This window comes from Streptomyces sp. NPDC086519 (assembly GCF_040686075.1).
In the GTDB taxonomy this organism is placed as follows: domain Bacteria; phylum Actinomycetota; class Actinomycetes; order Streptomycetales; family Streptomycetaceae; genus Streptomyces; species Streptomyces shenzhenensis.
Map to the genome: position 1 here is coordinate 17,857 of NZ_JBFBJL010000032.1, position 22,983 is coordinate 40,839.

Below are 22,983 nucleotides of genomic sequence, written 5' to 3' on the forward strand. Positions count from 1 at the left end.
GCCAGCCGAGAGACACAGACAGCACCGGCCGACAGACAGACCGTAGGGGTACCCGCACGCGGACCTGTCCCGGCTCCTCAGCGGAGCCAGGGCAGGTCCGCGCCCGCTTCGTCGGGCTGCAGGCCCTCGGCGACGATCTGCATGATCTCGCCGAGGGCCTGCTGCTGTTCCGGCGTCAGTCGCTCGAACAACGCCTGCCGTACGGCGGCCACATGGCCCGGTGCGGTGCGTCGCAGCACCTCGGCGCCCTCGTCGGTCAGGACGGCGAACTGGCCCCGCTTGTCGGAGGGGCAGTCCTCCCGCCGTACCCAGCCGTTCTTCTCCAGGCGCGCGACGGCGTGCGAGAGCCGGGACCGGGTGATCTTCGCCCTCATCGCCAGCTCGGTCATCCGCAGCCGCCGGTCGGGCGCCTCGGCGAGCCCGACGAGCAGGCCGTAGTAGATGTGCGGCATCCCCGCGTCCCGCTGGAGCTGACGGTCCAGATGGTCCTCCAGCAGGGTCGTGGCATGCAGGTACGAGCGCCAGACCCGCTGTTCGTGGTCGGTGAGCCAGCGGCTCTGCGTGGTGGCGGAAGCGGATGCCGTAGTCATGTGTCCCACTGTACGAGGCCTCTCCTTGAATTTTAAACAAATGACGCGTAAGGTGGAGGGAGAAAGCTTGAGAGTTAAAACATGAACCGCTGAGCCGCTGGAGCGAGGAGCCGGGGAGGCAGCCCGGCACTCGAAGGGAGTCGCCGCCATGTCCGCCGCCGCACCGGAGCGCATGCCCGCCCTCTACCTGAGCCACGGCGCTCCGCCGCTCGCCGACGACCCCGTCTGGCCCGGCGAACTCGCCGCCTGGAGCGCCGGCCTGCCCCGCCCCAAGGCGATCCTGATGGTCTCCGCCCACTGGGAGGAGGCGCCCCTCGCCCTCGGTGCCGTCCAGACCGTCCCCCTCGTCTACGACTTCTGGGGGTTCCCGGAGCACTACTACAAGGTGCAGTACGCGGCCCCCGGCGCGCCCGAGCTGGCCGAGTCCGTGCGCAAGCTGCTGCGCGCCCCCGGCACCCCCGTGCAGGACATCCCGGACCGCGGCCTCGACCACGGCGCCTACGTGCCCCTGGTGGAGATGTTCCCGGCCGCGGACATCCCTGTCCTGCAGATCTCCATGCCCACCCTCGACCCGGTTCGCCTGATGGAGATCGGCCGCCGGCTCGCCCCGCTGCGCGACGAGGGCGTGCTGATCGTCGGCTCCGGCTTCTTCACCCACAACCTGGCCGCGCTGCGGCACGTCGGCGGCGGGGTGCCCTCCTGGTCCGCCGAGTTCGACGACTGGGGGCACCGGGCCCTGGAGAACCGTGACTGGGACGCCCTGCTGGCCTTCCTCGACAAGGCTCCGGCCGGCCGTTACGCCCACCCGCGCATCGAGCACTTCGCCCCGCTCTTCGTCACCATGGGCGCGGCCGAGGCGGGCGGCGAACTGGACGCCCAGAAGTCGGTGATCGACGGGTTCTGGATGGGGCTGGCGAAGCGGTCGGTGCAGTTCGGGTGACCGGCCGGGGGCTTCCCCAGGGGTGAGACCCCTCCGGGGAAGCCCCCGTAGAAGCCCTCCGGGAGAGGCCCCCGGGTAAGCCCCTCGCGGAGCCCTCCGGGAAAGCCCCTGGGGCGGCCCGCCCAGGTCAGAGATCCTTCTCGTACCAGGCCACGTCCCAGTAGCGACCGAACTTACGGCCCACCTCGCGGTACGTGCCGACGTACCGGAAGCCGAACCGCTCGTGCAGCCGGGTGGACGCCTCGTTCGGCTGGGCGATGCCCGCGTAGGCACGGTGCAGGTCCTCGCCCGCGAGCGCCTCGAAGAGCGCCTTGTAGAGGAGCGTGCCGACACCGCGCCGGCCGGCGTCCGGGGCGACGTAGACCGTCACCTCCACCGAGGTCCCGTAGGCCGGTTTCGCGCGGTAGGGGCTGGATGTGGCGTACCCGAGAATCTCCTGTGAGTCCTCCGACGTGGCAACCATCAGGCGATACGGGCCGTCTTCCGGGTGGGAGAGCAGCCACGGACGACGCTCTTCCGGCGTGAAGGCCACCGTGTCGAATGTGATGGACGTCTCACGAACGTAGTGATTGTAGATCTCCGTGAGGGCTTCGAGGTCCCCCTCGGCTCCCGGTCTGACCTGCACCTCTGTACGTTCCGGCGGCACCGCACCTCCTCACGAGGTCCGACAGGGTACTGCATGATCACAAAAATCGGGGGACGGCATGGGAATTCTGTCCGGATTCCAGTCGTTGTTTCCATCAGATGCCGGGCACTCGGCGACAGTCCGAGGAGTTCCAGAAGTGGAGTTCCGAAGCGCTGCCAGTGGAGCGCCAGGCATCCACCGAAGACCGGGAAGAACCGCTAGGACCACCCGCCCGCCCACCATCGCAAGGGAGCACGCATGGCAACCCGTGCCGTCGCCCGTCGTCAGTCCGCCGCCACCGGCGAGACGGCCGACTCGGCAAGCAGTGTTCGCGCCCATGGCGTTCGCGGCCATGGCGGCGAGATCGCCGACCGCGATCTGGTCGGCATGTACCTCGACGAGATCGCGCGCACACCGCTCCTCGACGCCGCCAAGGAAGTCGAGTTGTCCCAGACCATAGAGGCGGGTGTGTTCGCTCGGCAGGTCCTCGACGGCGAGGAGGAGTCCGCGTCCGACGCCACCCGCGAGGAACTGGAGGCGCTCGTCGCCGCCGGTGAGCGGGCGAAGGACGTCTTCATCCGCTCCAACCTCCGCCTGGTCGTGGCCGTGGCCCGACGCTACCCGCGCAGCGGCCTGCCCCTGCTCGACCTGATCCAGGAGGGCAACGCCGGCCTGGTGCGCGCGGTGGAGAAGTTCGACTACCGCAAGGGCTTCAAGTTCTCCACGTACGCCACCTGGTGGATCCGCCAGGCGATCACCCGCTCCATCGCCGACCAGTCCCGGACCATCCGGCTCCCCGTCCACCTGGTGGAGGAGCTGGGCCGGATCCGGCGCGTCCAGCGCGAGTTCAACCGGGAGCACGGCCGGGACCCGGAGCCCGCCGAGATCGCCGCCGAACTCGGCTCCACGCCGGAGCGCGTCATCGACGTGCTGGACTGGGCCCGTGACCCGGTCTCGCTGAACATGGCGGTGGACGACGAGGGCGAGACGCAGTTCGGCGACCTCCTGGAGGACACGTCGGCGGTCAGCCCCGAGCAGTCCGTCCTGACCCTGCTGCGCAGCGAGGAACTGGACGACCTGATCGGTCGCCTGGACCAGCGCACGGCCTCCATCATCAAGATGAGGTACGGCATCGAGGACGGCCGCGAGCGCACGCTCACCGAGGTCGGCAAGGAGCACGGCCTGACCCGTGAGCGCATCCGCCAGATCGAGAAGCACGCACTGCTGGAGCTGAAGAAGCTGGCCCGCTCCACCGGGTTCGAGCCGGCCGCGTAAGGGGGTTGTGCGGGGGCAGGGTTCGCACGAGTGGGGCTCGCGTGACGGGCGCACGCGAGACCCGCTCAGACTCCGTTCTCACCGGGCGCGTGCGCCGGGTGGCGGAAGACGGCGCGAACATGGCGCGGTACCGCCGCTTCAAGGTTCGGGTGCAGGGAACAACCAACCCGGGCCGGGAGATCGAGGCCCCCGGCCACGACTGCCGGGGCCGGGCGACCGCCGCAACCGGCGACCGCCGAAGGCAACTCTCCACGGCCCAACGACCCACGGCCCAAAGGCCCATTACCCACGGCCTAAAGGCCCACGACCCACGGCCCAACGACCCACGGCCCTCGACAGCTCTGCCGCCCTGTCGACGTCAACAAGCCACGTCCCGACGCACCATCCCCCCGGCGCCGGGACTCTCCCAGAGCCGGGCTCCGGCGCCTGTCCCCCCGGGCGCCGGAGCCCGGCTCCACCCTTTCCACCGGGGGCGGAGAGCTGCGTTCGCCCGGGTTCCGACGCGCCCGGGCATGCTGAGACGGTGGTTCACCCCGTACCTGAACCACGGGGTGAACCACCGGATGGCAGATTCTGCCACAGCGGCATAGCCTGCCGAGGTGAGCACCCCCAGTACCACCGGCGACACCCCCGCGCAGGACGTCGCCCCCCTCTCCCTCACGGAACGGCGCAAGGCGGAGACCCGCATGGAGATCGCCCGGGCGGCCGCGGGCCTGTTCGTACGGCGGGGCCTGCGGGCCACTCGCGCCGAGGACATCGCGCAGGCCGCGGGCATCGCCCCCCGCACGTTCTACCGTTACTTCGCCACGAAGGAGGAGGCGGTCGCCCCGCTCTACGCGGCGGGCGCCCAGCGCTGGACGGAGGCGGTACGGGCGGCCCCCGCGGCCCTCTCCGTCCCCGAGGCCCTGGAACACGCCGTCCACCGCACCCTGACCCCGGGCGTGGGAGTCTCCGCCGCCTCCTGGGAATGGGTCCGCACGCTGATCCGCCTGGCCGACAGCAGCCCGGCCCTGCGCAAGGTGTGGGCGGAGGTGTGCCAGTCCTCGGACCGCCTCCTGACGTCGATCCTGGCGGAACGCACCTCCACCACCATCGACAACGTCGCCCCGCCCGCCCACCTCCGTTTCACCGCGGCGGTGGCCGGCGCGGCGGTGCGGGCGGCGGTGGAATCCTGGGCGGCGGGCACCGCCGACCCCACGGGCCCGGGGGGCCCGGCAGCCCTGGCCCTTCAGAACCTGGAAGCGCTACGGGGGTTCGCGTGGAGCCTGCGGCCGGGTGGGGACTGATCGCGCCCACGCGGCGGAGCCGCACACCGACACAGTCCCGCGCCCCTCTTGGGCGCCGTTCCAGCGAAGCCGAGCGTGGGGGAGGGCGGGCGCTGCGGTACCCCCTCCGGGGATCGGGGATTCCCCTCCGGGGATTCCCGCCTCTGGCGGAGACACCCAGCCGGCACCCAGCCGGCGCCCAGCCGGCACCCAGCCGGCGCCCCGGTAAACGCCCCCACCCCCGGCCCAGTTCCCCTCACACACCCCCGGCCCGGCTCAACCGACCCCCCAACTCCCGCACGCACGCCACCAGTTCCGCAGGCTCCCGCACGACGAACTCACACCCCGCCATCACCAACCGCACCGCCAGCCACTCCACCGGATCCCCGCTCTCGCCCCGCACCACACACCAGCCGCCCTCTTCTTCCACCGGCGTCCCCAGCCACCCCGGCAGCCGAGCCCTCACCTCCGCCGCCGTCCCGGCGAACGCGACCGCGAACCCGTACGTCTCCTGCTGCCGTTGGATGGACCGCCGCAGGTACTCCGCCGCACTCCCCGTCGGCATCTCCCGCGGAGCGAACCGCACCCCGGTCGCGAACGGCTCGCTCACCCGGTCGACCCGGAACGTCCGCCAGTCGTCGCGATCGACGTCGTACGCCACGAGGTACCACCGCAGCCCAGTCGACACCAGCCGGTACGGCTCCGTCTGCCGCCGCGTCTCGCTCCCGTCCGCCGCCCGGTAGGCGAACCGCAGCCGCTCCCGCCCCGCGACCGCCGACGCCATCACGGTCAGCGTCTCGGGCGCGATACTCGCCCCGTCCCCGCTGGTCAGCGGCGTGGTCGCGGCCTGCAACGTGGTCACCCGGTGCCGCAGCCGGGCCGGCAGCACCTGCTCCAGCTTCGCCAGCGCCCGCACCGACGCCTCGTCCACCCCCGCCACGGCGTGCCCGGCCCCGGCCCGCAGCCCGACCGCGATGGCGACGGCCTCGTCGTCGTCGAGCAGCAACGGCGGCATCGCCTTCCCCGCGACCAGCCGGTACCCCCCGTCGGCCCCCTTGCTGGCCTCCACGGGATACCCCAGTTCCCGCAGCCGGTCGATGTCCCGCCGCACCGTACGCCGGGACACCCCGAGCCGGTCGGCGAGCTCCCCGCCGGGCCACTCACGGGGAGTCTGAAGAAGAGACAGCAACTGAAGCAGCCGAGCCGGAGTGTCTGTCGTCATGCGGACGAGGATGCCGTATCAATAGGACAGGAACTGGCCTAATCGGTTCCTAGGGTGACGTCATGACCTTCACCGACGTCGGCACCGACATCCCCGAGGGGCGCGGGACTGTATCGATCAGCGGCCCCGCCGCGGGGCCCGGCCAGCCACAACGACCCGGCACAGACACCGCCGCACCGCCCCCGACGGCGCTCGGATCGTCGGCCTCCGCCGGTGCACGGCACCGCTGGCTGGCCCTCGCCATCGTCATGACCGCCGCCTTCATGGACCTGGTCGACGTGACGATCGTGAACATCGCCATCCCGTCCATCCAGCGCGACGCCCACGCCTCCTTCAGCCAGATCCAGTGGATCACCGCCGGCTACGCCCTCGCCTTCGCCGCCGGCCTGATCACCGGCGGCCGCCTCGGCGACATCCACGGCCGTAAACGGCTGTTCCTGACCGGCGTCGCCGGTTTCACCCTCGCCTCGGCCCTGTGCGGCTTCGCCGCCGGCCCGGAGATGCTGGTCGCCGCCCGTATCCTGCAAGGCGGCATGGCCGCGATGATGGTCCCGCAGGTCCTGTCGATCGTGCACGCCACCTTCCCGGCCCACGAACGCGGCAAGGTCTTCGGCCTGTTCGGCGCGATCGTCGGCCTGGGCGCGGTCTCCGGCCCGCTGCTCGGCGCGCTGCTGACCGAGTGGAACCTCCTCGGTCTCGAATGGCGCCCGATCTTCCTGATCAACCTCCCGGTCGGTGTCGCCGCTCTCCTCCTCGGCCGCCGCTGCATCGGCGAGTCGAAGGCCCCGCACGCGCTGCGGCTCGACCTCGTCGGCGTCGCCCTGGTCACCCTCGGGCTGCTGATGCTGCTCTACCCGCTGACCCGGGGCCGCGAGCTGGGCTGGCCGCTGTGGGGGTACGCGTCGATGGCCGGCGCGCTCGCCGTCTTCGCCGTACTCGTCGGCTACGAACGCCGCAAGGCGGCCCGCGACGGCTCTCCCCTCATCGAACCCTCCCTCTTCACGGTCAAGAGCTTCGCCGCGGGTATCGCGGTACAGACCGTCTTCGGTGTCGCGCTCGGCATCTTCTTCCTGGTCTGGACGCTGTACATGCAGGTCGGCCTCGGCTGGACCCCGCTGCACGCCGGCCTGACCGGGGTGCCGTTCTCGATCTCCGTCTCCGTCGCGGCCGGCGTGTCCGTGCAGAAGCTGGTCCCGCGCTTCGGACGCAAGGTGCTCCAGGCCGGCGCCCTGCTGATGGCCCTCGGGGTCCTGCTCTACATCTGGGAGTCGGACCGCTACGGCCTCGCCATCGCCTCCTGGCAGATGGCCCTGCCGCTGGTCGTGATGGGTGTGGGCATGGGCCTGATCGTCGCCCCGCTGACGGACGCGGTGCTGTCGGAGGTGCCGCGCCGGCACGCCGGGTCCGCCTCCGGCCTGATCAACACCGTGCAGCAGATGGGCAACGCGCTCGGCCTCGGCCTGGTCTCGGTGGTCTTCTACGGCGTCATCGACGACCGGCTCGCAGCAGCCCAGCCCGGTCCGGTCTTCGCGGACGCCTTCCGGCATGCCCTGCTCTGGGTGGCCGCGGTGCTGGGCCTGATCTTTCTGCTGATGTTCGCGCTGCCGCGGCGAGCGGCTGCGCGGGAGCCGGGCGGGAGCTGAGGCCGTGGGCGATGGATGCCCTTCGCCAGAAAATGACACCTTATGTGCTGAACCCTCCGACTTCGAGTGCCTGACGCGCTCAACTCGACTGTTCTGAAAGGAAACTGACAGGGCATAGGGCGGGGTCGGGACCGAGCCGCAGTGCCCTTGTTCACTAATCGACATTTGAGGGGTGGGTGGCGCGAAGCGCGGATTTCCGTACGGGAATCCGCGCTTCGCGCGAACTCGCCGCGTTTTCTGTCGGCATTGGCTGTCTCCCGGAAAGGAATTGCCGAAACGGTGACGGTTAATTCCAGCGGAGCGGCGGCCCGCTGTGCGGGTTTTTCCGTGATGCTTCCGTCCGGACGGGTCGCGGTTCGGGGTCGCCGGTGGGGCGTGGCCCGGCTGACCGAATCTGTTTGCTCTTGATCGATGGCAATCATTTGATAACGCTGTCACGTCCCGGCGGGGATCTTGGTTCCCCTCGCCCTCGGGGGCATAAAGGGGGCAAACCGCGCGGCCGGGTGGAGCGTCTCGACGGCCTGTGCGGGGCGGGGTACTGTCCGTGAGATTCCCCGCTGTCGGGGATTTCGCCCTACGAGTCGGCCGGTGGTGACTCCTTGTCGACCGATGGGGAGTGACCCAAAGGCCGTCCGTGGTGTTTACTGGGCACCGGTCTGATCCCTGGTGGGTCCGGACCTTTTCCGGGAGGTCCTGGGGGTGGTGCCCCGGGGCCTCTCGTTTTTGCCTGCGGTATGCGTGGATGCCATGCGTCGCTCATGTGCCGCACGTCGGAAAGAGCGCTGTCGTGTATCTGTGAGGGTATGCGGATAACCGCGAAAACCGATATCTGGAATTTCCCGAAGGGCGGCCGGCCCGTCCAGCCGGATCGCGTGTGATCTTCTGTAACAAAGCCCCGCGGTCAGGGGTTTCCGCCATGATCACTATTCTTCGCGGCGCCTTCGGAAAGGTAACTGGCTCTTCGCTTGCGGCGGGCGGTACGGTTTATCTCGCTCACCTGTCTCAACCCGCCCGGCCTCACCACCCGGGCGCTGTCGTACCTCCCGGCAAGGGAGCCGAGAACCACCGCCGGACCCACCAACGGAACCCAGCTGACCAGCGGGTTCTCAGAACATCGAGAGAAAGGGATCAGAGCCAAGTGCGTACCGTCAACGACGACGGCCTCCTCGTGCCGCCGTGCTGTCACCCCCGCGACGCCCTGCCCGTGACGCGTCGTCACCGCCCTGTGCCTCGCGGCGCCCTGCCCGTGACGCGTCGTCACCATCACGTGCTCCGGGGCGCGTACGCCGGGACACGCGCCGCCACGGCCGCCGGTGCGGGGGAGTGACCATGCCTTCGGCCATCGACACCGCCCGGTCGATCGACTTACTTCTCGGGCACGAGAACAAGCCCGAGGGCAGCTTCCTGCAACGGCTGCCCGCCGCGGAGTGGCACGTCCTGCTGGAGGCGAGGCTGCGCAGCCGCAGCTACGCCCGGGACGAGCGGCTGCCGATGGGACCGGACGACCGGAACGTGTACATCATCTGGGAAGGCGTCGTACGCCAGGACCGCTTCCCGCTGGGCGAAGGGGAGAACCTCCCCGCCGTGACGCGGTTCCGCGGCGGCGGCCAACTGGTCGGCGAGGCCAAGCTCATCGCCCCCCGCTCCACCGTCCTCACCACATGCCTGACCAGGACCGTGGTCATCCCCTGCCGCGCCCGCCACTTCAACGTCCTGCTGCGCCGCCGGCCCGAGATCCAACTCGCCCTCCTGCGCAGCCTGGAGGACCGCGGCCGCAGCGACGAACTCGTCTACACCCTGGTCACCAGGCCGCCCCTGCAGCGCGTCAGCGGACTGCTGGCGCACCTCGCCGACACCGCGGGCGTCGCCGGACCCCGGACGGACTCCACCGTTGTCGCCGGCCCGAGCCAGAAGGACATCGCCTCCGCTCTCCAGCTCGCCACCTCCACCACGGAGAGCGCCATCCGGACCCTGCGCTACCACGGGATCGTCGAGGCCCGGTACCGCCAGTTCGTCATCCACGACGTCGACGCGCTGCGCCACCTCGCCGCCGGGCACTGACACCGCCCCATCACTGGCACCGCCCCATCACTGGCACTGTCCCCGCACTGGCACTGCCCCATCACTGGCACCGCCCCGGTGCGCCGTTCCCACACCCCGGCGCACCGGCCCTCGCCGCTGACGCTCGACCCTGGAACGGATCACCGCATGATGACCAGCACCACCACGCTGGCGATCGGCACCGGCGCCGGCACTCTCGTGCTGAGCACCGTCTCCGCTCTCGTCACGGGTGTCCTCGCCACCTCCACCCTCCGGCACCACAAGCAGGTCTTCGCCTGGATGCGGAAGATCCGCGGCCGGGACGAGGCGAACGCCGAACTCGACAGGCCGGCCGAGTGGCTCACCGACCTCTACAAGGCCCTGTGCCGCCTCGCCCGGAAGCCCTGCCGGGCCGGCGACTTCGAGGACATCTCCCAGACCGGCAACATGATCAAGGGAATCGCCGACCACGCTGGGGCCCTCCGCCCCGAGCTGACGGAGGTCGCCGAGCGGGTCGACGCCTATGTCGCCACCGCTCTGCCCGAGCCCGGCCCGGCCCCGAAAGTCACCGCCCCCGAGCTGCACGCCCGGCTCGTCCAGGCCATGCGGCAGGAGGCCGCCCGGGGCGAACTGGCACACGCCGTCATGGCCGCCGAGCAGAAGATCAAGGCCCTGAGATACGGGTGACCCGGCATCCCTGCCCGTATGTGTCTGTCTCGTGCCCGAACCTGTTTACTTTCCGGAAATCCCGGCGTAGCCTCCGAGCGAAACCACAAGTTCGGGCACGAGTCGGACGCAGTCGGACATCGGCCGGGGCGCCAGTGGACGGGTGTGCCAGGCATCGGGCACATCGCGGACGTATCTTCGAGCGGAGGCACAGGGGCATGTACGCACCGGAGCGGCAGCAGGAGATCCTCCGGCTCGCCCGTGACGGCGGCCGGGTGGACGTCGTGTCGCTCGCCGAGGAGTTCCAGGTCACGGCGGAGACGATCCGCCGCGACCTGAAGGCCCTCGACCGGGCCGGCCTCGTCCGCCGGGTGCACGGCGGCGCCATCCCGGCCGGGCGCCTCGACTTCGAGCCGGACCTCGCCGAACGCGAGTCCACCTCGGCCGACGAGAAGGACCGCATCGCCAAGGCCGCCGTCCCGGAGCTGCCCACCGAGGGCACCCTGATCCTCGACGCCGGTTCGACGGTCGCCCGCCTGGCCGCGGCCATCCCGCTGGAGGCGACGCTCACCGTCGTCACCCACAGCCTCCCGATCGCGGCCCGCCTCGCCGACCACCCGGGCATCCAGCTCCACCTGGTCGGCGGGCGCGTACGGCACCGTACCCGCGCCGCCGTGGACGCCTGGGCGCTGCGCGCGTACAGCGAGATCCGCGCCGACGTCCTCTTCGTCGCCGCCAACGGCTTCTCCGCCGACCAGGGCCTGACCACCCCCGACCTCGCCGAGGCCGCGGTCAAGCGGGCGGCCGTCGCCGCGGCCCGCCGGGTGGTCCTGCTCGCCGACTCCGCCAAGCACGGCCAGGAGCACTTCGCCCGCTTCGGCGACCTGAGCGACGTGGACCTGCTGATCACCGACAGCGGGCTGAGCCCCGAGGACGCCGCCGCCATCGAGCGCGGCGGCACGGAAGTAGTACGAGCATGAGCACCACGAGCGCCACGACCGGTACGGGCGTGATCCTCACCGTCACCCCCAACCCCTCCCTCGACCGCACCTACGAGGTCCCCGCCCTGGAACGCGGCGAGGTCATCCGCGCCTCCGGCGAGCGCATGGACCCCGGCGGCAAGGGCGTGAACGTCTCCCGCGCCGTCGCCGCCGCCGGCCGGCGCACCGTCGCCGTCCTGCCCCTGGGCGGAGCGCCGGGCGCCCTGGTCGCCGACCTGCTCGACGCGCAGGGCATCGAGGTCGCACCCGTCCCGGTCGCCGGAGCCACCCGCTCCAACATCGCGCTCGCGGAGTCCGACGGGGTGCTCACCAAGATCAACGCGCCGGGCCCGGAACTCTCGGCCCAGGAGCAGGAACTGCTCCTGGAGACCGTGCGCGAGCAGTCCCGCGGCGCCGACTGGATCGCCTGCTGCGGCAGCCTGCCGCGCGGCCTCGCGCCCTCCTGGTACGCCGATGTCGTCGCCCGAGCGCACGCCGGGGGCGCGCGCATCGCGCTGGACACCTCGGGGCGCGCGCTGCTCGAAGCGCTGCGTGCCCGGCCCGACGTGGTGAAGCCGAACGCCGAGGAGCTCGCGGAAGCGGTCGGGCGCCCCCTGGCGACGGTGGGCGACGCGCTGAAGGCGGCCGAGGAGCTGCGCGGCATGGGCGCACACGCGGTCCTCGCCAGCCTGGGCGCCGACGGCCAGCTGCTCGTGGAGGACGAGGGCGCCTGGTTCGCGAGTGCCCGCGTGGACACCGTCCGCAGCAACGTCGGCGCCGGTGACTCCTCCCTCGCCGGTTTCCTCATCGCCGGCGGCAGCGGCCCGAAGGCCCTCGCCTCCGCCGTCGCGCACGGCGCCGCCGCCGTCCGGCTGCCCGGCAGCGTGATGCCCACCCCGGCCGACCTGGACCCCACGGCGGTGACCGTCACCGACCGGATCCCCCTCGACCGCGAACTGACGGAGCCGGTGTCATGAACGTACCCACGCCCCCGCACGCGGCCGCGCTACTCCCCGGCGCCGCCCGCCGACAACCGCCCCAGGCGCGGCGGGGCCCTTCGTTACTCGCCGCGCCGACGGGCCGTCGGGGCACCCTGAGCCGCCCCGCCGTCCCCGGGAGGCGGGGCTTCCCCGGCCCCGTCTCCCACCCCGCCCCCCACGGCATCCCCGTCCCCACCCCCGCCCACCCCACACTTCGGGCGATACGCGTGCATAGGAGCCCGCGATGAGCGACATGATCACCGCGGACCTGGTCGATCTCGACCTGTCCGCCGGCACCAAGGAAGCGGCGGCGCGCGCCCTCGCCGAGCGCATGGTGGCCCTGGGCCGGGTGACCGACCTGGAGGGCTTCCTCGCCGACGTGGCCGCCCGTGAGGCCCAGATGCCCACCGGCCTCGACGGCGGCATCGGCATCCCGCACTGCCGCAGCGCCCACGTCACCGAGCCGACGCTCGCCTTCGGGCGCAGCGCCGCCGGTATCGACTTCGGGGCCCCGGACGGCCCCGCCGACCTGATCTTCCTGATCGCGGCCCCCGCCGGCGCCGACGACGCCCACCTCACGATCCTCTCCTCGCTGGCCCGCCAGCTGATGAACAGCGAGTTCACGGACGCGCTGCGGTCGGCCGGCGACGCGGTGACGGCGGCGGCGCTGATCCGGGGCGACGAGAAGTCCGCGCCCGCGAAGGGCGAGGCGGCGGCCGCGGCCGCCACCGCGGGCGCCGAGGGCGCCTCCCAGGACACCGCTGCGGCGCCGGCGGCGGCCTCCGCCGGCACCGCGGCGGCCACCACGGACCCGGGCCCGGAGGCCGACGGGCGTCCCTTCCGTATCGTCGCCGTCACCTCCTGCCCTACCGGCATCGCCCACACCTACATGGCGGCCGAGTCCCTGGAGAACGCGGGCCGGGAGGCAGGCGTCGAGCTCGTCGTCGAGACGCAGGGCTCGGCCGGCTTCACCCGGCTCGCCCCCGAGGTCATCGCGGCGGCGGACGGCGTGATCTTCGCGCACGACGTCCCCGTCCGCGAGAAGGAGCGCTTCGCCGGCAAGCCGACCGTCGACGTCGGCGTGAAGGCGGGCATCAACCGCCCCGCCGACCTGATCGGCGAGGTCCGCGCGAAGGCGGCCCGCGGCGAGGCCACCTCCGGCTCCGCACCGGCCACACCGGTCGAGCGGGCGGGCGAGGCCGGCGAGGGCTACGGCACCAAGCTGCGCAAGTGGCTGATGTCCGGCGTGAGCTACATGGTCCCGTTCGTCGCGGCCGGCGGTCTGCTGATCGCCCTCGGCTTCGCGATCGGCGGCTACGAGATCAAGTCGGCGCCGTCGGTACTGAACCACTTCGTGTGGACGCAGTCCGACAGCTGGGCCGCCCTGATGTTCCAGATCGGCGCCGTCGCCTTCGGCTTCCTGGTCCCGGTCCTGGCGGGCTACATCGCCTACGGCATGGCGGACCGGCCGGGCCTGGTCCCCGGTTTCGTGGGCGGCATGATCGCCTCCACCATCAACGCGGGCTTCCTCGGCGGCCTGGTCGCCGGTCTGCTGGCCGGCGGTGTGGTGATGGCGATCCAGAAGATCAACATCCCGGCGGTGCTGCGCGGCATCATGCCGGTGGTGGTGATCCCGCTGATCTCCTCGGCGGTCGTCGGGTTCCTGATGTTCGTCGTGGTCGGCAAGCCCATCGCCTCCGCCCAGAAGGGCATGACCGACTGGCTGAACGGGCTCTCCGGCTCCAACGCCATCCTGCTCGGCGCCCTGCTCGGCCTGATGATGTGCTTCGACCTCGGCGGCCCCGTCAACAAGGTCGCGTACACCTTCGCGACCGCCGGTATCGCCGTCTCCAACCCCAGTGACTCCGCGATGAAGATCATGGCGGCGGTCATGGCGGCCGGCATGGTCCCGCCGCTGGCGATGGCCCTGGCGACCACCGTGCGCGGCAAGCTCTTCACCGAGACCGAGCGCGAGAACGGCAAGGCCGCCTGGGTGCTGGGCGCCTCCTTCATCTCCGAGGGCGCGATCCCGTTCGCGGCCGCCGACCCGCTGCGCGTCATCCCGTCCGCGATGGTCGGCGGCGCCATCACCGGGTCCCTGTCGATGGCCTTCGGCGCCACCCTGCGCGCCCCGCACGGCGGCATCTTCGTGGTCCCGCTGATCGGCAACCCGTTCCTCTACCTGATCGCCATCGCCGTCGGCGTCTGCGTCACCACGGCCCTGGTCGTCCTCCTCAAGGGCCTGCGCAAGCCGGCCCAGCAGACCCCGGCGGGCGGCTCCGCCGCCGGCCCGGCCGCCGCCGCGAAGGAGGCCAAGCAGCCGGTCGCGGCCTGACCCCCGCACCGCGTTGCCGCCTTGTCCCTTTGATTCGCTGTGAGTTGTTCACGGCACCTGCGAGATTCGTCACGGTCCGGGACCAAAGTCCCGGACCGTGGTGTGTACTGGGGCGTATGCCCGCGCACGTCTCGACATTCCAGCTGATCGGCATGACCGCGCTCACCCTGGCGGCCGTCGCCTGGGTGGTCGTCGTGACCCGCCTGCTGCGCCGCAACCGCCGCGAAGCCCTCGCCTGGCACGCCGCACGCGCCCTGCCTGCCCTCCCGCGCCAGCTCCAGGCCGCCCCGCCGCGCGAGACCGTCGAACTGACCCCCGACGAACAGGACGCCTTCGCCGGCCTGGTCCGCCGCCTGGGCCGCCGCTGAGCCTCTCGGCCGGCGCGGGCTAGCCCCGCCGGGTGGCCCGCCGCTCCATCGCGTTCCTGGCCGCGGCCTCCGTCGGGTACACCTCGCACATGTGCCGGCCGTCCGGCGTCGCCGTGTGCTCGACCTCCCACAGGGACAGCTCCCGGCCGTCCCGCAGCAGGAACGCGTGCTCGTACAGCGAGAAGGCCAGACCCGGCCTGCCCGCCCGGCCCGGCCGCCCGAACGCCTGGGTGATCTGGTGCGCGAACGCCGTCGACAGCACCTCGGCCGTCTCCGTGTCCGGCCGGTCGGGGTTCTCCGCGCGGCGCAGCAGCCGGCGCGCGTGGTCCGCCGAGTCGTCCGGCACGTACACGTGCCGGGGCATCGGGACCGGCGCCGGCGTCACCAGCACCGGCAGCTCGAAGTCCGGGGTGTCCGGCGGCAGGGGCAGCCGCGCGGTCGCGACCCGCAGCTCCTCCTCGTCGACGTACACCTCGTGCTGCGGGTCGCTGCCCGGCGCGGTGTTGTGCACGAGCTCCCACAGGGTGACCGCCGAGCCGTCGGCCAGCAGCCAGGTGTGCCGGTACGTCTCCCGGTGCAGCCCCGAGCTGTGGTGCGCGGAGTGCAGCGAACTGTCCTGGGCCAGCGGGCAGTCCAGCTGCCTTATGACCTCGTCGGGCAGTTCGAAGGAGTTCAGGGCACGGCCGAGGAGCCGCGCGAGGTGCTCCTCCGGAGACTCGGGCGACTCGGCTGGTTCGTACGCTGCCGTCTCGTACGGAACGCTCAAGGTTTCTCCCGGCGTTGCTGCATGTCACCTTGTGGGTGCATACCGTAGCCCCTCGGTCGGACATCATGTCCGGGAACCGAGAAAACGTACGCCGGGAAAACGCGCGGGCCGCGCGAAAAGTTCCCGTGCGGCCCGACGTTCCGTCAAAACGTGCCGGTCATAAGGCACTTCCGGTGGCCCGCTCGCGCCACGGCAGGTGCCACCCGCTGAGTCCGTTGTCCGGCGGCGCGGTCCTGCCGGGCGATGTCCCCACGATCACGACGTCCCCGACGGGCGAGCTGTCGTAGAACCACGTGGCCGTGGTGCCGCAACCGGGACAACCGACAGGAAGCCGCGAGGTTCCGGCCCGCCCCTCACCGCTCGCCGCGCGCCCCGTACAGCTCCTCGTACGACGGCCACGCCCCGCCCGGCCCGTCGACCGGCCGGGCGGCCCGCACCGCCCGCACGATCGCGCGGGTCACCAGGTCCGCGCCGGCCGCGAGGATCTCGTTGAGCGCGAGCGGGCTCGCGTCGAGCGGGCGCGCCCCCGTCGCCAGCGCGAACACCGTGTCCCCGTCGTGCAGCAGGTGCACCGGCCGCACGGCGCGCGCGATCCCGTCGTGCGCCGTCCCGGCCAGCTTCTGCGCCTGCGCCTTGGACAGCGCGGCGTCGGTCGCGACCACCGCGAGGGTGGTGTTGAGCGGCGGCGGCCCGTTCCCGGCGGCGGTCTCGGCGAGCCGCCGGCGCGCGGCCTCGTGCACCCGCTCCTCGGGATACGCCACGCGCCCCTGGAACAACTCCCCGTACAGCACCCCCGTCTCCGGATCCAGCACCGCGCCTGCCGCGTTCGCCACCACCAGCGCGGCCACCGTGATCCCCGAGTCCAGCACGGTGCTCGCGCTGCCCACCCCGCCCTTGACCGCCCCGGCCACGGCGCCCGTACCCGCGCCCACGCATCCCTGCGCGACCGGGGCGCCCGGCGCGCTCGCCGCGGCCGCCTCGACCGCCGCCCGCCCCGTCGCCGCGTCCGGCCGGGCCCGGAAGTCCCCGCCCCGCCCCAGGTCGAAGACGCAGGCGGCCGGCACCACCGGCACGACATGGGCCGGATGCGGCCCCACCCGCACCCCGCGCCCCCGCTCCTCCAGCCAGGCCATCACCCCGGACGCCGCGTCGAGCCCGTACGCGCTGCCGCCCGTGAGCACGATCGCCTCCGCCCGCTGCACCAGGTTGCGCGGATCCAGCGCGTCCGTCTCCTTGGTGCCCGGACCCCCGCCGCGCACGTCCACGGCGGCCACCGCGCCGCCCTCGGGGGCGAGGACGACCGTGGTACCGGTGAGCCAGCCCGCGCCGGTACGGGTGGCGTGCCCCACCCGCAGCCCGGCCACGTCCGTCAATGCGTCAACAGTCATGAGGGCCAGTCTGGCCCAGCCCGGTGCGGTCCCGGGGCCGGTCAGGAGGCGGCCGTGGCGGTCTCCGCGAGGCGCCGGCGACCGGCCGTGCGCGCCGTCAGCGTGGTCCCGGTCGCCACCGCCAGCGCCGAAACCAGACCCGCCGCCGGCACCGCCCAGTCACCCAGGAACGTGCAACAGCCCACCAGCAGCGCCGTCACCGGCAGCACCAGCTGCTGGGCGAGGCCCACCTTGAAGTACCGCGCGTGCAGCACCCACACGGTCAGCAGGTACAGCGCCGTCGGCACGGTCACGGCCGCCGACGCCGCCGTCGCGGAGATGTGCGCCTTGCCGACCGCCTCCTCGACGGCCACCTCGATGCCCGCGCCGATCGAGGCCGCCGACGCGAAGATCAGGTAGTGGCCGTAACCCCACAGGAAGGACTCCCTGTTGGAGCGCAGATGGCCGTGGATCGGCACCACGAAGTAGATCCACCACGCCGAGAAGACGATCAGCAGTCCGCCCGCCGCGATCGGCAGCAGCTCGTTCAGCGCGTCGTGCTCGGCCACGGCCGACTTCACGGCGACCGTCGCCGCCGCGATCGTCTCGCCGAGCACGATGATCGTGAACAGTCCGTACCGTTCGGCGATGTGGTGCGGATGCCAGGCGGTCGTGGAGGCCTTCTCCGCGTACAGGGGCACACACATCTCGGCGACCGCCATCACCAGGAACACCCAGGCGCGCGCGTCCACGGGCAGCACCACCAGGCCGCTCCAGCCGACCATGCACAGCAGCACCCCGCCCGCGTACCGCAGCGCCATGGTCCGCTCCGCGTCGCGGGCCCATCGCGCGGCTCTCAGCCACTGCGCGGCCATCGCCAGCCGCATGATCACGTAGCCCAGCCAGACCACCAGGTAGTCGTGGTCGGTGAAGGCCTGCGAGATGCCTGCCGCCAGCACCAGGACGCCGGCGATCTGGACCAGGGTGACGACCCGGTAGAGCACGTCGTCGTTGTCGTACGCCGAGGAGAACCAGGTGAAGTTCATCCACGCCCACCAGATGGCGAAGAACTGCATCGCGTAGTTCAGGACGCCCTCGCCCGCGTGCCCGGCCGCCACGGCGTGCACCAGCTCCACGCCCGCCTGCGCGATGGCCACCACGAAACACAGGTCGAAGAAGAGCTCAAGGGGTGAGGCCACCCGGTGGGCCTCGTCGCGCCCGCGCGCGGTGAGCCGGCGCAGTGGCCGGGGCTGGGGTGCGTGCCGGGAGGCGGGAGCAGGAGGAGAACTCGACGTCATGGGTCCAGCACAGCAGAAAAGGGAGCCGAAAGCCTGCGAACGGGTTCGCGGAGGGCGGGGGGCGGGTGGCAGGGCCGTAGTCTTGAGGCATGAGTACCGCCCCCGAACCCGCGCCGCGCGACCCGAAAGCCGCGCTGATCTTCGACGACCCGCTCGACCGGCAGTCGTCGGACGACACGGACCGCGGCTGGGGCGACCGCCCGGAGGGCGACTCGGCCGCCGACCTCAAGCGCTTCCTCGACGAGAAGCCGCCCCACCACCTCTGAGCCGCCCGGTCCGTCCGCGGCGGCGCTGCCAATGCGGCTAATAACGCGCGTCGCGACCGTTTCCGCGCTGTGCGACCAGGGCGTCGCGGATCTCCTTCAGCACCTCCAGCTCGGTCACCTCGACCACCTCGTGCGTGCCCTCCCGCGCCTTCCGGCGGGCCTCTATTCGGGACAGGTACTTCGCCATCGGCAGGACCATCAGGAAGTACACGACCGCCGCGGTGATCACGAAGGAGAGCGTGGCGCCCAGGACCTCGCCCCACATGATCGGAATGCCGGTCTTCACCGTGCCGTCCGCGTTCAGTGCGCAAGGGGCCTTCAGGCACGAGCTGTAGTTGTCGAGGTTCTTCGTGCCGATCGCGCCGACCAGCGGGTTGATGATCCCCTTCACCACAGAGCTGACGATGTTCGTGAAGGCGGCGCCGATGACCACCGCGACTGCCAGATCGACGACGTTGCCGCGCATCAGGAAGGCCTTGAAGCCCTGCCAGATACTCGGATCCTTCTTCGCACTCACCTCGGGGACTCTCCTCACATGCACAGGCTGTGGAACAAAGCGCTCCGCAACCTACGTCACCGTGGGGCCGTCGCGCCCAATCCGGTAGTCACGATGTGTGACTTGACACGAAGCGTCCCGTAAATCACCCCGGGATGTTCAGTACAAGGTCACCGCCAGCCGTGCCGTGGCGCTCGCCCCGACCAGTCGGGCCGCGGTGTCCCGGGGAACCGAGAGCACGACCAGTGCCCCGCTCTCCGCGGCCGCGTCGACCGGCTCCGGCAGTTCGGTCACGCGCACCCCGCGTGCGATCACCCGGGCCCGGCCGCCCGCCGCGGGATCCCCGGCGGCGACGACGTCCACCCGGTCGCCGGGGCGCAGCAGCCGGACGGTGGCCGCGTCGGCGATCCGCACCGGTGCCGTCACCATGTCCACGGGCGGGATGTGCCGTCGTACCGGCTGGGCGACGGTGGGGTGCCCCAGGGGCCGCCGCTCGGCACGCGGCGGGCCGGTGGCGGTGCGCGGTCCGGCCGCGACGAGCGCCGCCGCCGTGATCGCGAGGCCGGTCGCGAGGGCCCGCCTGCGGTGCCGCAGCAGCCGGTGGAGCTGATACCGCCCGCCGCGTACCCGCACCGGTTCGAAGTGCGGGACCTCACAGGTGGCGGGGGCGTCGGTGCCCAGCGGGCGCGGGACGCGCGGGGGAGGAGGGAAGGCGGGGCGGGGAGACGGGGGAACGGACATCGGGATCACCACCTGCGACGAGGAATCGGCTTGCGAGACCACGATGACCTCTCGCGCCGAAACCCGCCGGAGCCGGTGGACTACCGGCCGGTTGTGGACAACTCGGCCACCCGAACGGGGAATTCCGCCCCTGTCCGCCCCGCGGAAGGCCCCCGCGTCACGGCACACGTCACGGCACAGGTCACGGGACTCGTCATCGGTCGCGTCACGGCACACGTCACGCCGCACGTCACGGCATCGTCATTGCACGCGATCGTCAGTGCACGCGCCACGGCACACGCCCGGCCCTGCGTCCGGGCCCGCGTCACGGCAGCTCGAACCCCGGATCCATGCCGCCGAGCGCGCTCGTGCACAGGCAGTCCCGTGCCGTGCTGTCCGGCAGGGCCGCCACGGCGTCGAACAGCACGCCCCGCAGCCGGTCCACGTTGGCCGCGAACACCTGCAGCACCTCGTCGTGCGAGACGCCCTCGCCGGTCTCGGCGCCCGCGTCCAGGTCGGTGACCAGCGTCATCGACGTGTAGCAGAGCTCCAGTTCACGGGCGAGCGCCGCCTCGGGGTGGCCGGTCATGCCCACCACCGACCAGCCCTGCGCCTGGTGCCACAGCGACTCGGCGCGGGTCGAGAAGCGCGGCCCCTCGATCACCACCAGCGTGCCCCCGTCCACCGGCTCCCAGTCCCGGCCCCTGGCCGCCTTCAGCGCCGCCGCCCGTCCGGCGGGGCAGTAGGGGTCGGCCAGGGAGACGTGCACGACGTTGGGGACGCTGCCGTCGGGCAGCGGCAGCCCGTCGAAGTACGACTGCGCCCGGGACTTCGTACGGTCCACCAGCTGGTCCGGTACGAGCAGGGTGCCCGGACCGTACTCGGGGCGCAGACCGCCCACCGCGCACGGGCCGAGCACCTGGCGAACGCCGACGGAGCGCAGCGCCCAGAGGTTGGCCCGGTAGTTGATGCGGTGCGGCGGCAGATGGTGGCCGCGTCCGTGGCGGGGCAGGAAGGCGACCCGCCGGCCGGCGATCTCACCAAGGAAGAGGGAGTCGCTGGGCGGCCCGTAGGGCGTGTCGACCTGTATCTCGGTCACGTCGTCCAGGAACGAGTAGAAGCCGGAACCGCCGATTACGCCGATCTCTGCGTTCACCATGCGCAGCACACTAGCTCGCCGCCCGGGCGGGCCGGAGCCGGTGCCTGGGAACGCCTCAAGACCCCGCCGCCGACCGGCGGCGGGGTCCCGAGGGCTGAGGTCTCAGGCGGCGGAGCTGCTGGCCGAGCCCGTGGAGGACGAGGTCGATGTCGAGGACGAGGACGTCGACGACTTCGAGTCGGACGTCTTCGACTCGGACGTCTTCGACTCGGACGTCTTCGACTCGGACGAAGCACTCGACGACTTCGACGCGGGGCTGCTGCTCGACGAGGAGCCGCGGCTGTCATTGCGGTAGAAGCCCGAGCCCTTGAAGACAATGCCGACTGCGGAGAACACCTTCTTCAGGCGGCCACCGCAGTTGGGGCACTCGGTCAGGGCGTCGTCGGTGAACTTCTGCACCGCCTCGAGGCCCTCGCCGCACTCGGTGCACTGGTACTGGTAGGTCGGCACTGTCTTCCTCCTGGCACTCTCACTCAATGAGTGCTAACGACGGTCCATAGTGACGTATTCCTGAGGATCAGTCCACCGTCACGGGCACGCGGTGACCGACGCCACGTGCGACGGTACGGTTCCGGGGCCGGGTGGCCAGCCGTGAACGCAGCGCCAGAAGGGTCACCAGGGCCAGTACGGTGCCGGCCATCGGCACCAGGAATCCGGCACCGCCCCACAGGCGGTCCTCCAGCTGTCCGGCGACCGTGACCGCGGCCGCCTGGCCGAGTGCCACCGCGCCGGTCAGCCAGGTGAACGCCTCCGTGCGGGCGCCGGCCGGGACCAGGCTCTCGACCAGCGTGTAGCCGGTGATCAGGGCGGGCGCGATGCACATGCCGACCAGCAGGCCGAGACCGGCCAGGACGAGCACCGAGTGGGACGTCCACAGTGCCGACGCGGTCAGCGCGAGCGCCGCGTAGCCGACGAGCAGGCGCCGGTGCGGGGCGGCCTTCCAGGCGAGCGTGCCGCAGACGACGCCCGAGAGCATGTTGCCCGCGGCGAAGGTGCCGTACAGGACGCCGTTCAGGCCGGGCTCTCCGATCGACTCGGTGAACGCGGCGAGGGAGACCTGCATGCCGCCGAAGACGGATCCGATGCCCAGGAAGGCCGCGATCAGTACGCGTACACCCGCCACGCGGAGCGCCGAGGCGTGCCGCACGCGCGCGTGGGCGGTGCCGGCCACCTGGGGCTGGGTGCTCTTGCGCGCGGCGAACAGCAGGCCGCCGGCCAGGGTGAGCGCGGCCTCCGTGACCAGGCCGGCGGCCGGGGCGACGGTGGTGCACAGGGCGGTCGCGAGCAGCGGGCCGACCACGAAGGTGAGCTCGTCGGTGACGGACTCGAAGGCGGCCGCGGTGGGCAGCAGAGGGGAGTCCTGGAGCCGCACGCCCCAGCGGGCGCGCACCATGGGCCCGATCTGCGGCACCGAGGCGCCGGTCGGCACGGCCGCCGCGAACAGGGCCCACAGGGGCGCGTGCGCCAGTGCGAGCGCCGTCAGGGCGAGACCCGACAGCGTGTGCACGAGCACTCCGGGGACCAGCACCGCGCGCTGCCCGTGGCGGTCGGCCAGGCGGCCGCTGTAGGGCGCGAACAGCGCCATGGAGACACCGGTGGCGGCCGCGGCGGCTCCCGCGGCGCCGTACGAGCCGGTGGTGTGCCGCACGAGCAGCACGATGGAGATGGTGAGCATCGCGAACGGCTGGCGCGCCGCGAAACCGGGGAGCAGGAACGTCCAGGCGCCGCGGGTGCGCAGCAGCTGTCCGTATCCCGGGCGGGACGGCGCCGCCGGGTTCCCGGACGGCTCGGTGGTGACCGTGGATGCCACGGCCCGTGCCTTTCTGCCGCCTGGTAGCGCGCCCGTGCGGGGGGCGCCGAGAGCTGTCCTCTTGCGCGGAACTGCGGTAGATACCGGCGTCCCCTGCGAGGAGTGATCCGGCCGCCATACGGTCGCGCCAGCTCTGCGTCAGGCAGAGTTGGTTCGATCAGGGTGCTTTCAT

General features: G+C 72.0%; 22 protein-coding genes. 11 read left to right on the top strand and 11 right to left on the bottom strand.

Going from position 1 to position 22,983, the window contains the following annotated elements; translation table 11 throughout:
• Positions 1–77: 77 nt before the first annotated feature.
• The gene (locus AB0P24_RS27790) at positions 78–590 is read right to left on the bottom strand and encodes a MarR family transcriptional regulator (protein WP_365798584.1); all 513 of its coding nucleotides are present in this window, start codon (positions 588–590) and stop codon (positions 78–80) included.
• 148 nt (positions 591–738) lie between these two features.
• Here AB0P24_RS27790 and AB0P24_RS27795 point away from each other — a divergent pair, with 148 nt between their 5' ends.
• Entirely contained in the window at positions 739–1,530 is a 792-nt protein-coding gene (locus AB0P24_RS27795) for a class III extradiol ring-cleavage dioxygenase (protein WP_365798586.1), read from the top strand.
• A gap of 127 nt (positions 1,531–1,657) precedes the next feature.
• On the opposite strand, the gene AB0P24_RS27800 is transcribed toward AB0P24_RS27795, so the two are convergent.
• Entirely contained in the window at positions 1,658–2,176 is a 519-nt protein-coding gene (locus AB0P24_RS27800; RefSeq protein WP_365798588.1) for an N-acetyltransferase family protein, read from the bottom strand.
• 237 nt (positions 2,177–2,413) lie between these two features.
• Here AB0P24_RS27800 and AB0P24_RS27805 point away from each other — a divergent pair, with 237 nt between their 5' ends.
• Together AB0P24_RS27805 and AB0P24_RS27810 are read left to right on the top strand one after the other, a co-directional pair.
• Positions 2,414–3,430: a sigma-70 family RNA polymerase sigma factor gene (locus AB0P24_RS27805; protein ID WP_365798590.1), complete on the top strand. Its 1,017-nt coding sequence runs from the start codon at positions 2,414–2,416 to the stop codon at positions 3,428–3,430.
• A gap of 686 nt (positions 3,431–4,116) precedes the next feature.
• Entirely contained in the window at positions 4,117–4,716 is a 600-nt protein-coding gene (locus AB0P24_RS27810) for a TetR family transcriptional regulator (protein WP_365798727.1), read from the top strand.
• A gap of 235 nt (positions 4,717–4,951) precedes the next feature.
• Here the strand turns inward: AB0P24_RS27810 and AB0P24_RS27815 are convergent, their stop codons facing one another.
• Positions 4,952–5,917: a YafY family protein gene (locus AB0P24_RS27815; protein WP_365798591.1), complete on the bottom strand. Its 966-nt coding sequence runs from the start codon at positions 5,915–5,917 to the stop codon at positions 4,952–4,954.
• Between the two features lie 248 nt (positions 5,918–6,165).
• On the opposite strand from AB0P24_RS27815, the gene AB0P24_RS27820 reads away from it, so the two are divergent.
• The 7 genes from AB0P24_RS27820 to AB0P24_RS27850 all read left to right on the top strand — a co-directional run bounded on the left by AB0P24_RS27820 (position 6,166) and on the right by AB0P24_RS27850 (position 14,929).
• Positions 6,166–7,560: an MFS transporter gene (locus AB0P24_RS27820; RefSeq protein ID WP_365798729.1), complete on the top strand. Its 1,395-nt coding sequence runs from the start codon at positions 6,166–6,168 to the stop codon at positions 7,558–7,560.
• A 1,329-nt stretch (positions 7,561–8,889) separates the two neighbouring features.
• On the top strand, positions 8,890–9,621 hold the full coding sequence (locus AB0P24_RS27825; protein WP_365798592.1) for a Crp/Fnr family transcriptional regulator: 732 nt from the start codon (positions 8,890–8,892) through the stop codon (positions 9,619–9,621).
• A 147-nt stretch (positions 9,622–9,768) separates the two neighbouring features.
• On the top strand, positions 9,769–10,287 hold the full coding sequence (locus tag AB0P24_RS27830) for a hypothetical protein (protein WP_365798594.1): 519 nt from the start codon (positions 9,769–9,771) through the stop codon (positions 10,285–10,287).
• Between the two features lie 197 nt (positions 10,288–10,484).
• Positions 10,485–11,246: a DeoR/GlpR family DNA-binding transcription regulator gene (locus tag AB0P24_RS27835; RefSeq protein WP_365798596.1), complete on the top strand. Its 762-nt coding sequence runs from the start codon at positions 10,485–10,487 to the stop codon at positions 11,244–11,246.
• A gap of 29 nt (positions 11,247–11,275) precedes the next feature.
• Complete coding sequence (pfkB, locus tag AB0P24_RS27840; RefSeq protein ID WP_365798731.1) at positions 11,276–12,223, top strand: 1-phosphofructokinase; 948 nt, start codon at positions 11,276–11,278, stop codon at positions 12,221–12,223.
• Between the two features lie 247 nt (positions 12,224–12,470).
• Entirely contained in the window at positions 12,471–14,561 is a 2,091-nt protein-coding gene (locus tag AB0P24_RS27845) for a fructose-specific PTS transporter subunit EIIC (protein ID WP_365798598.1), read from the top strand.
• Between the two features lie 116 nt (positions 14,562–14,677).
• Positions 14,678–14,929, top strand: a complete 252-nt coding sequence (locus AB0P24_RS27850; protein WP_365798600.1) for a hypothetical protein — start codon at positions 14,678–14,680, stop codon at positions 14,927–14,929.
• Positions 14,930–14,948: 19 nt separating this feature from the next.
• Here AB0P24_RS27850 and AB0P24_RS27855 read toward each other — a convergent pair whose 3' ends face one another.
• From AB0P24_RS27855 to AB0P24_RS27865, 3 genes are all read right to left on the bottom strand, one after another.
• Positions 14,949–15,695: a DUF6227 family protein gene (locus AB0P24_RS27855; protein WP_365798602.1), complete on the bottom strand. Its 747-nt coding sequence runs from the start codon at positions 15,693–15,695 to the stop codon at positions 14,949–14,951.
• 353 nt (positions 15,696–16,048) lie between these two features.
• On the bottom strand, positions 16,049–17,083 hold the full coding sequence (locus tag AB0P24_RS27860) for a P1 family peptidase (RefSeq protein WP_365798604.1): 1,035 nt from the start codon (positions 17,081–17,083) through the stop codon (positions 16,049–16,051).
• A 41-nt stretch (positions 17,084–17,124) separates the two neighbouring features.
• The gene (locus tag AB0P24_RS27865; RefSeq protein WP_365798606.1) at positions 17,125–18,360 is read right to left on the bottom strand and encodes a low temperature requirement protein A; all 1,236 of its coding nucleotides are present in this window, start codon (positions 18,358–18,360) and stop codon (positions 17,125–17,127) included.
• 89 nt (positions 18,361–18,449) lie between these two features.
• Between AB0P24_RS27865 and AB0P24_RS27870 the strand changes: the two genes are divergently transcribed.
• Positions 18,450–18,626, top strand: a complete 177-nt coding sequence (locus tag AB0P24_RS27870; RefSeq protein WP_181809695.1) for a hypothetical protein — start codon at positions 18,450–18,452, stop codon at positions 18,624–18,626.
• Positions 18,627–18,663: 37 nt separating this feature from the next.
• Here the strand turns inward: AB0P24_RS27870 and mscL are convergent, their stop codons facing one another.
• The 5 genes from mscL to AB0P24_RS27895 form a co-directional block, all read right to left on the bottom strand.
• A complete protein-coding gene (gene mscL, locus AB0P24_RS27875) occupies positions 18,664–19,143 on the bottom strand; it encodes a large conductance mechanosensitive channel protein MscL (RefSeq protein ID WP_365798609.1) in 480 nt (159 codons plus the stop codon).
• 138 nt (positions 19,144–19,281) lie between these two features.
• On the bottom strand, positions 19,282–19,863 hold the full coding sequence (locus AB0P24_RS27880) for a hypothetical protein (protein ID WP_365798611.1): 582 nt from the start codon (positions 19,861–19,863) through the stop codon (positions 19,282–19,284).
• Between the two features lie 304 nt (positions 19,864–20,167).
• Entirely contained in the window at positions 20,168–21,001 is an 834-nt protein-coding gene (locus AB0P24_RS27885; protein WP_365798613.1) for an S-methyl-5'-thioadenosine phosphorylase, read from the bottom strand.
• A 102-nt stretch (positions 21,002–21,103) separates the two neighbouring features.
• The gene (locus AB0P24_RS27890) at positions 21,104–21,451 is read right to left on the bottom strand and encodes an FmdB family zinc ribbon protein (protein WP_365798615.1); all 348 of its coding nucleotides are present in this window, start codon (positions 21,449–21,451) and stop codon (positions 21,104–21,106) included.
• Positions 21,452–21,518: 67 nt separating this feature from the next.
• Positions 21,519–22,811 (bottom strand): MFS transporter, encoded by a 1,293-nt coding sequence (locus tag AB0P24_RS27895; RefSeq protein WP_365798617.1) that lies wholly within the window; start codon positions 22,809–22,811, stop codon positions 21,519–21,521.
• Positions 22,812–22,983 lie beyond the last annotated feature (172 nt).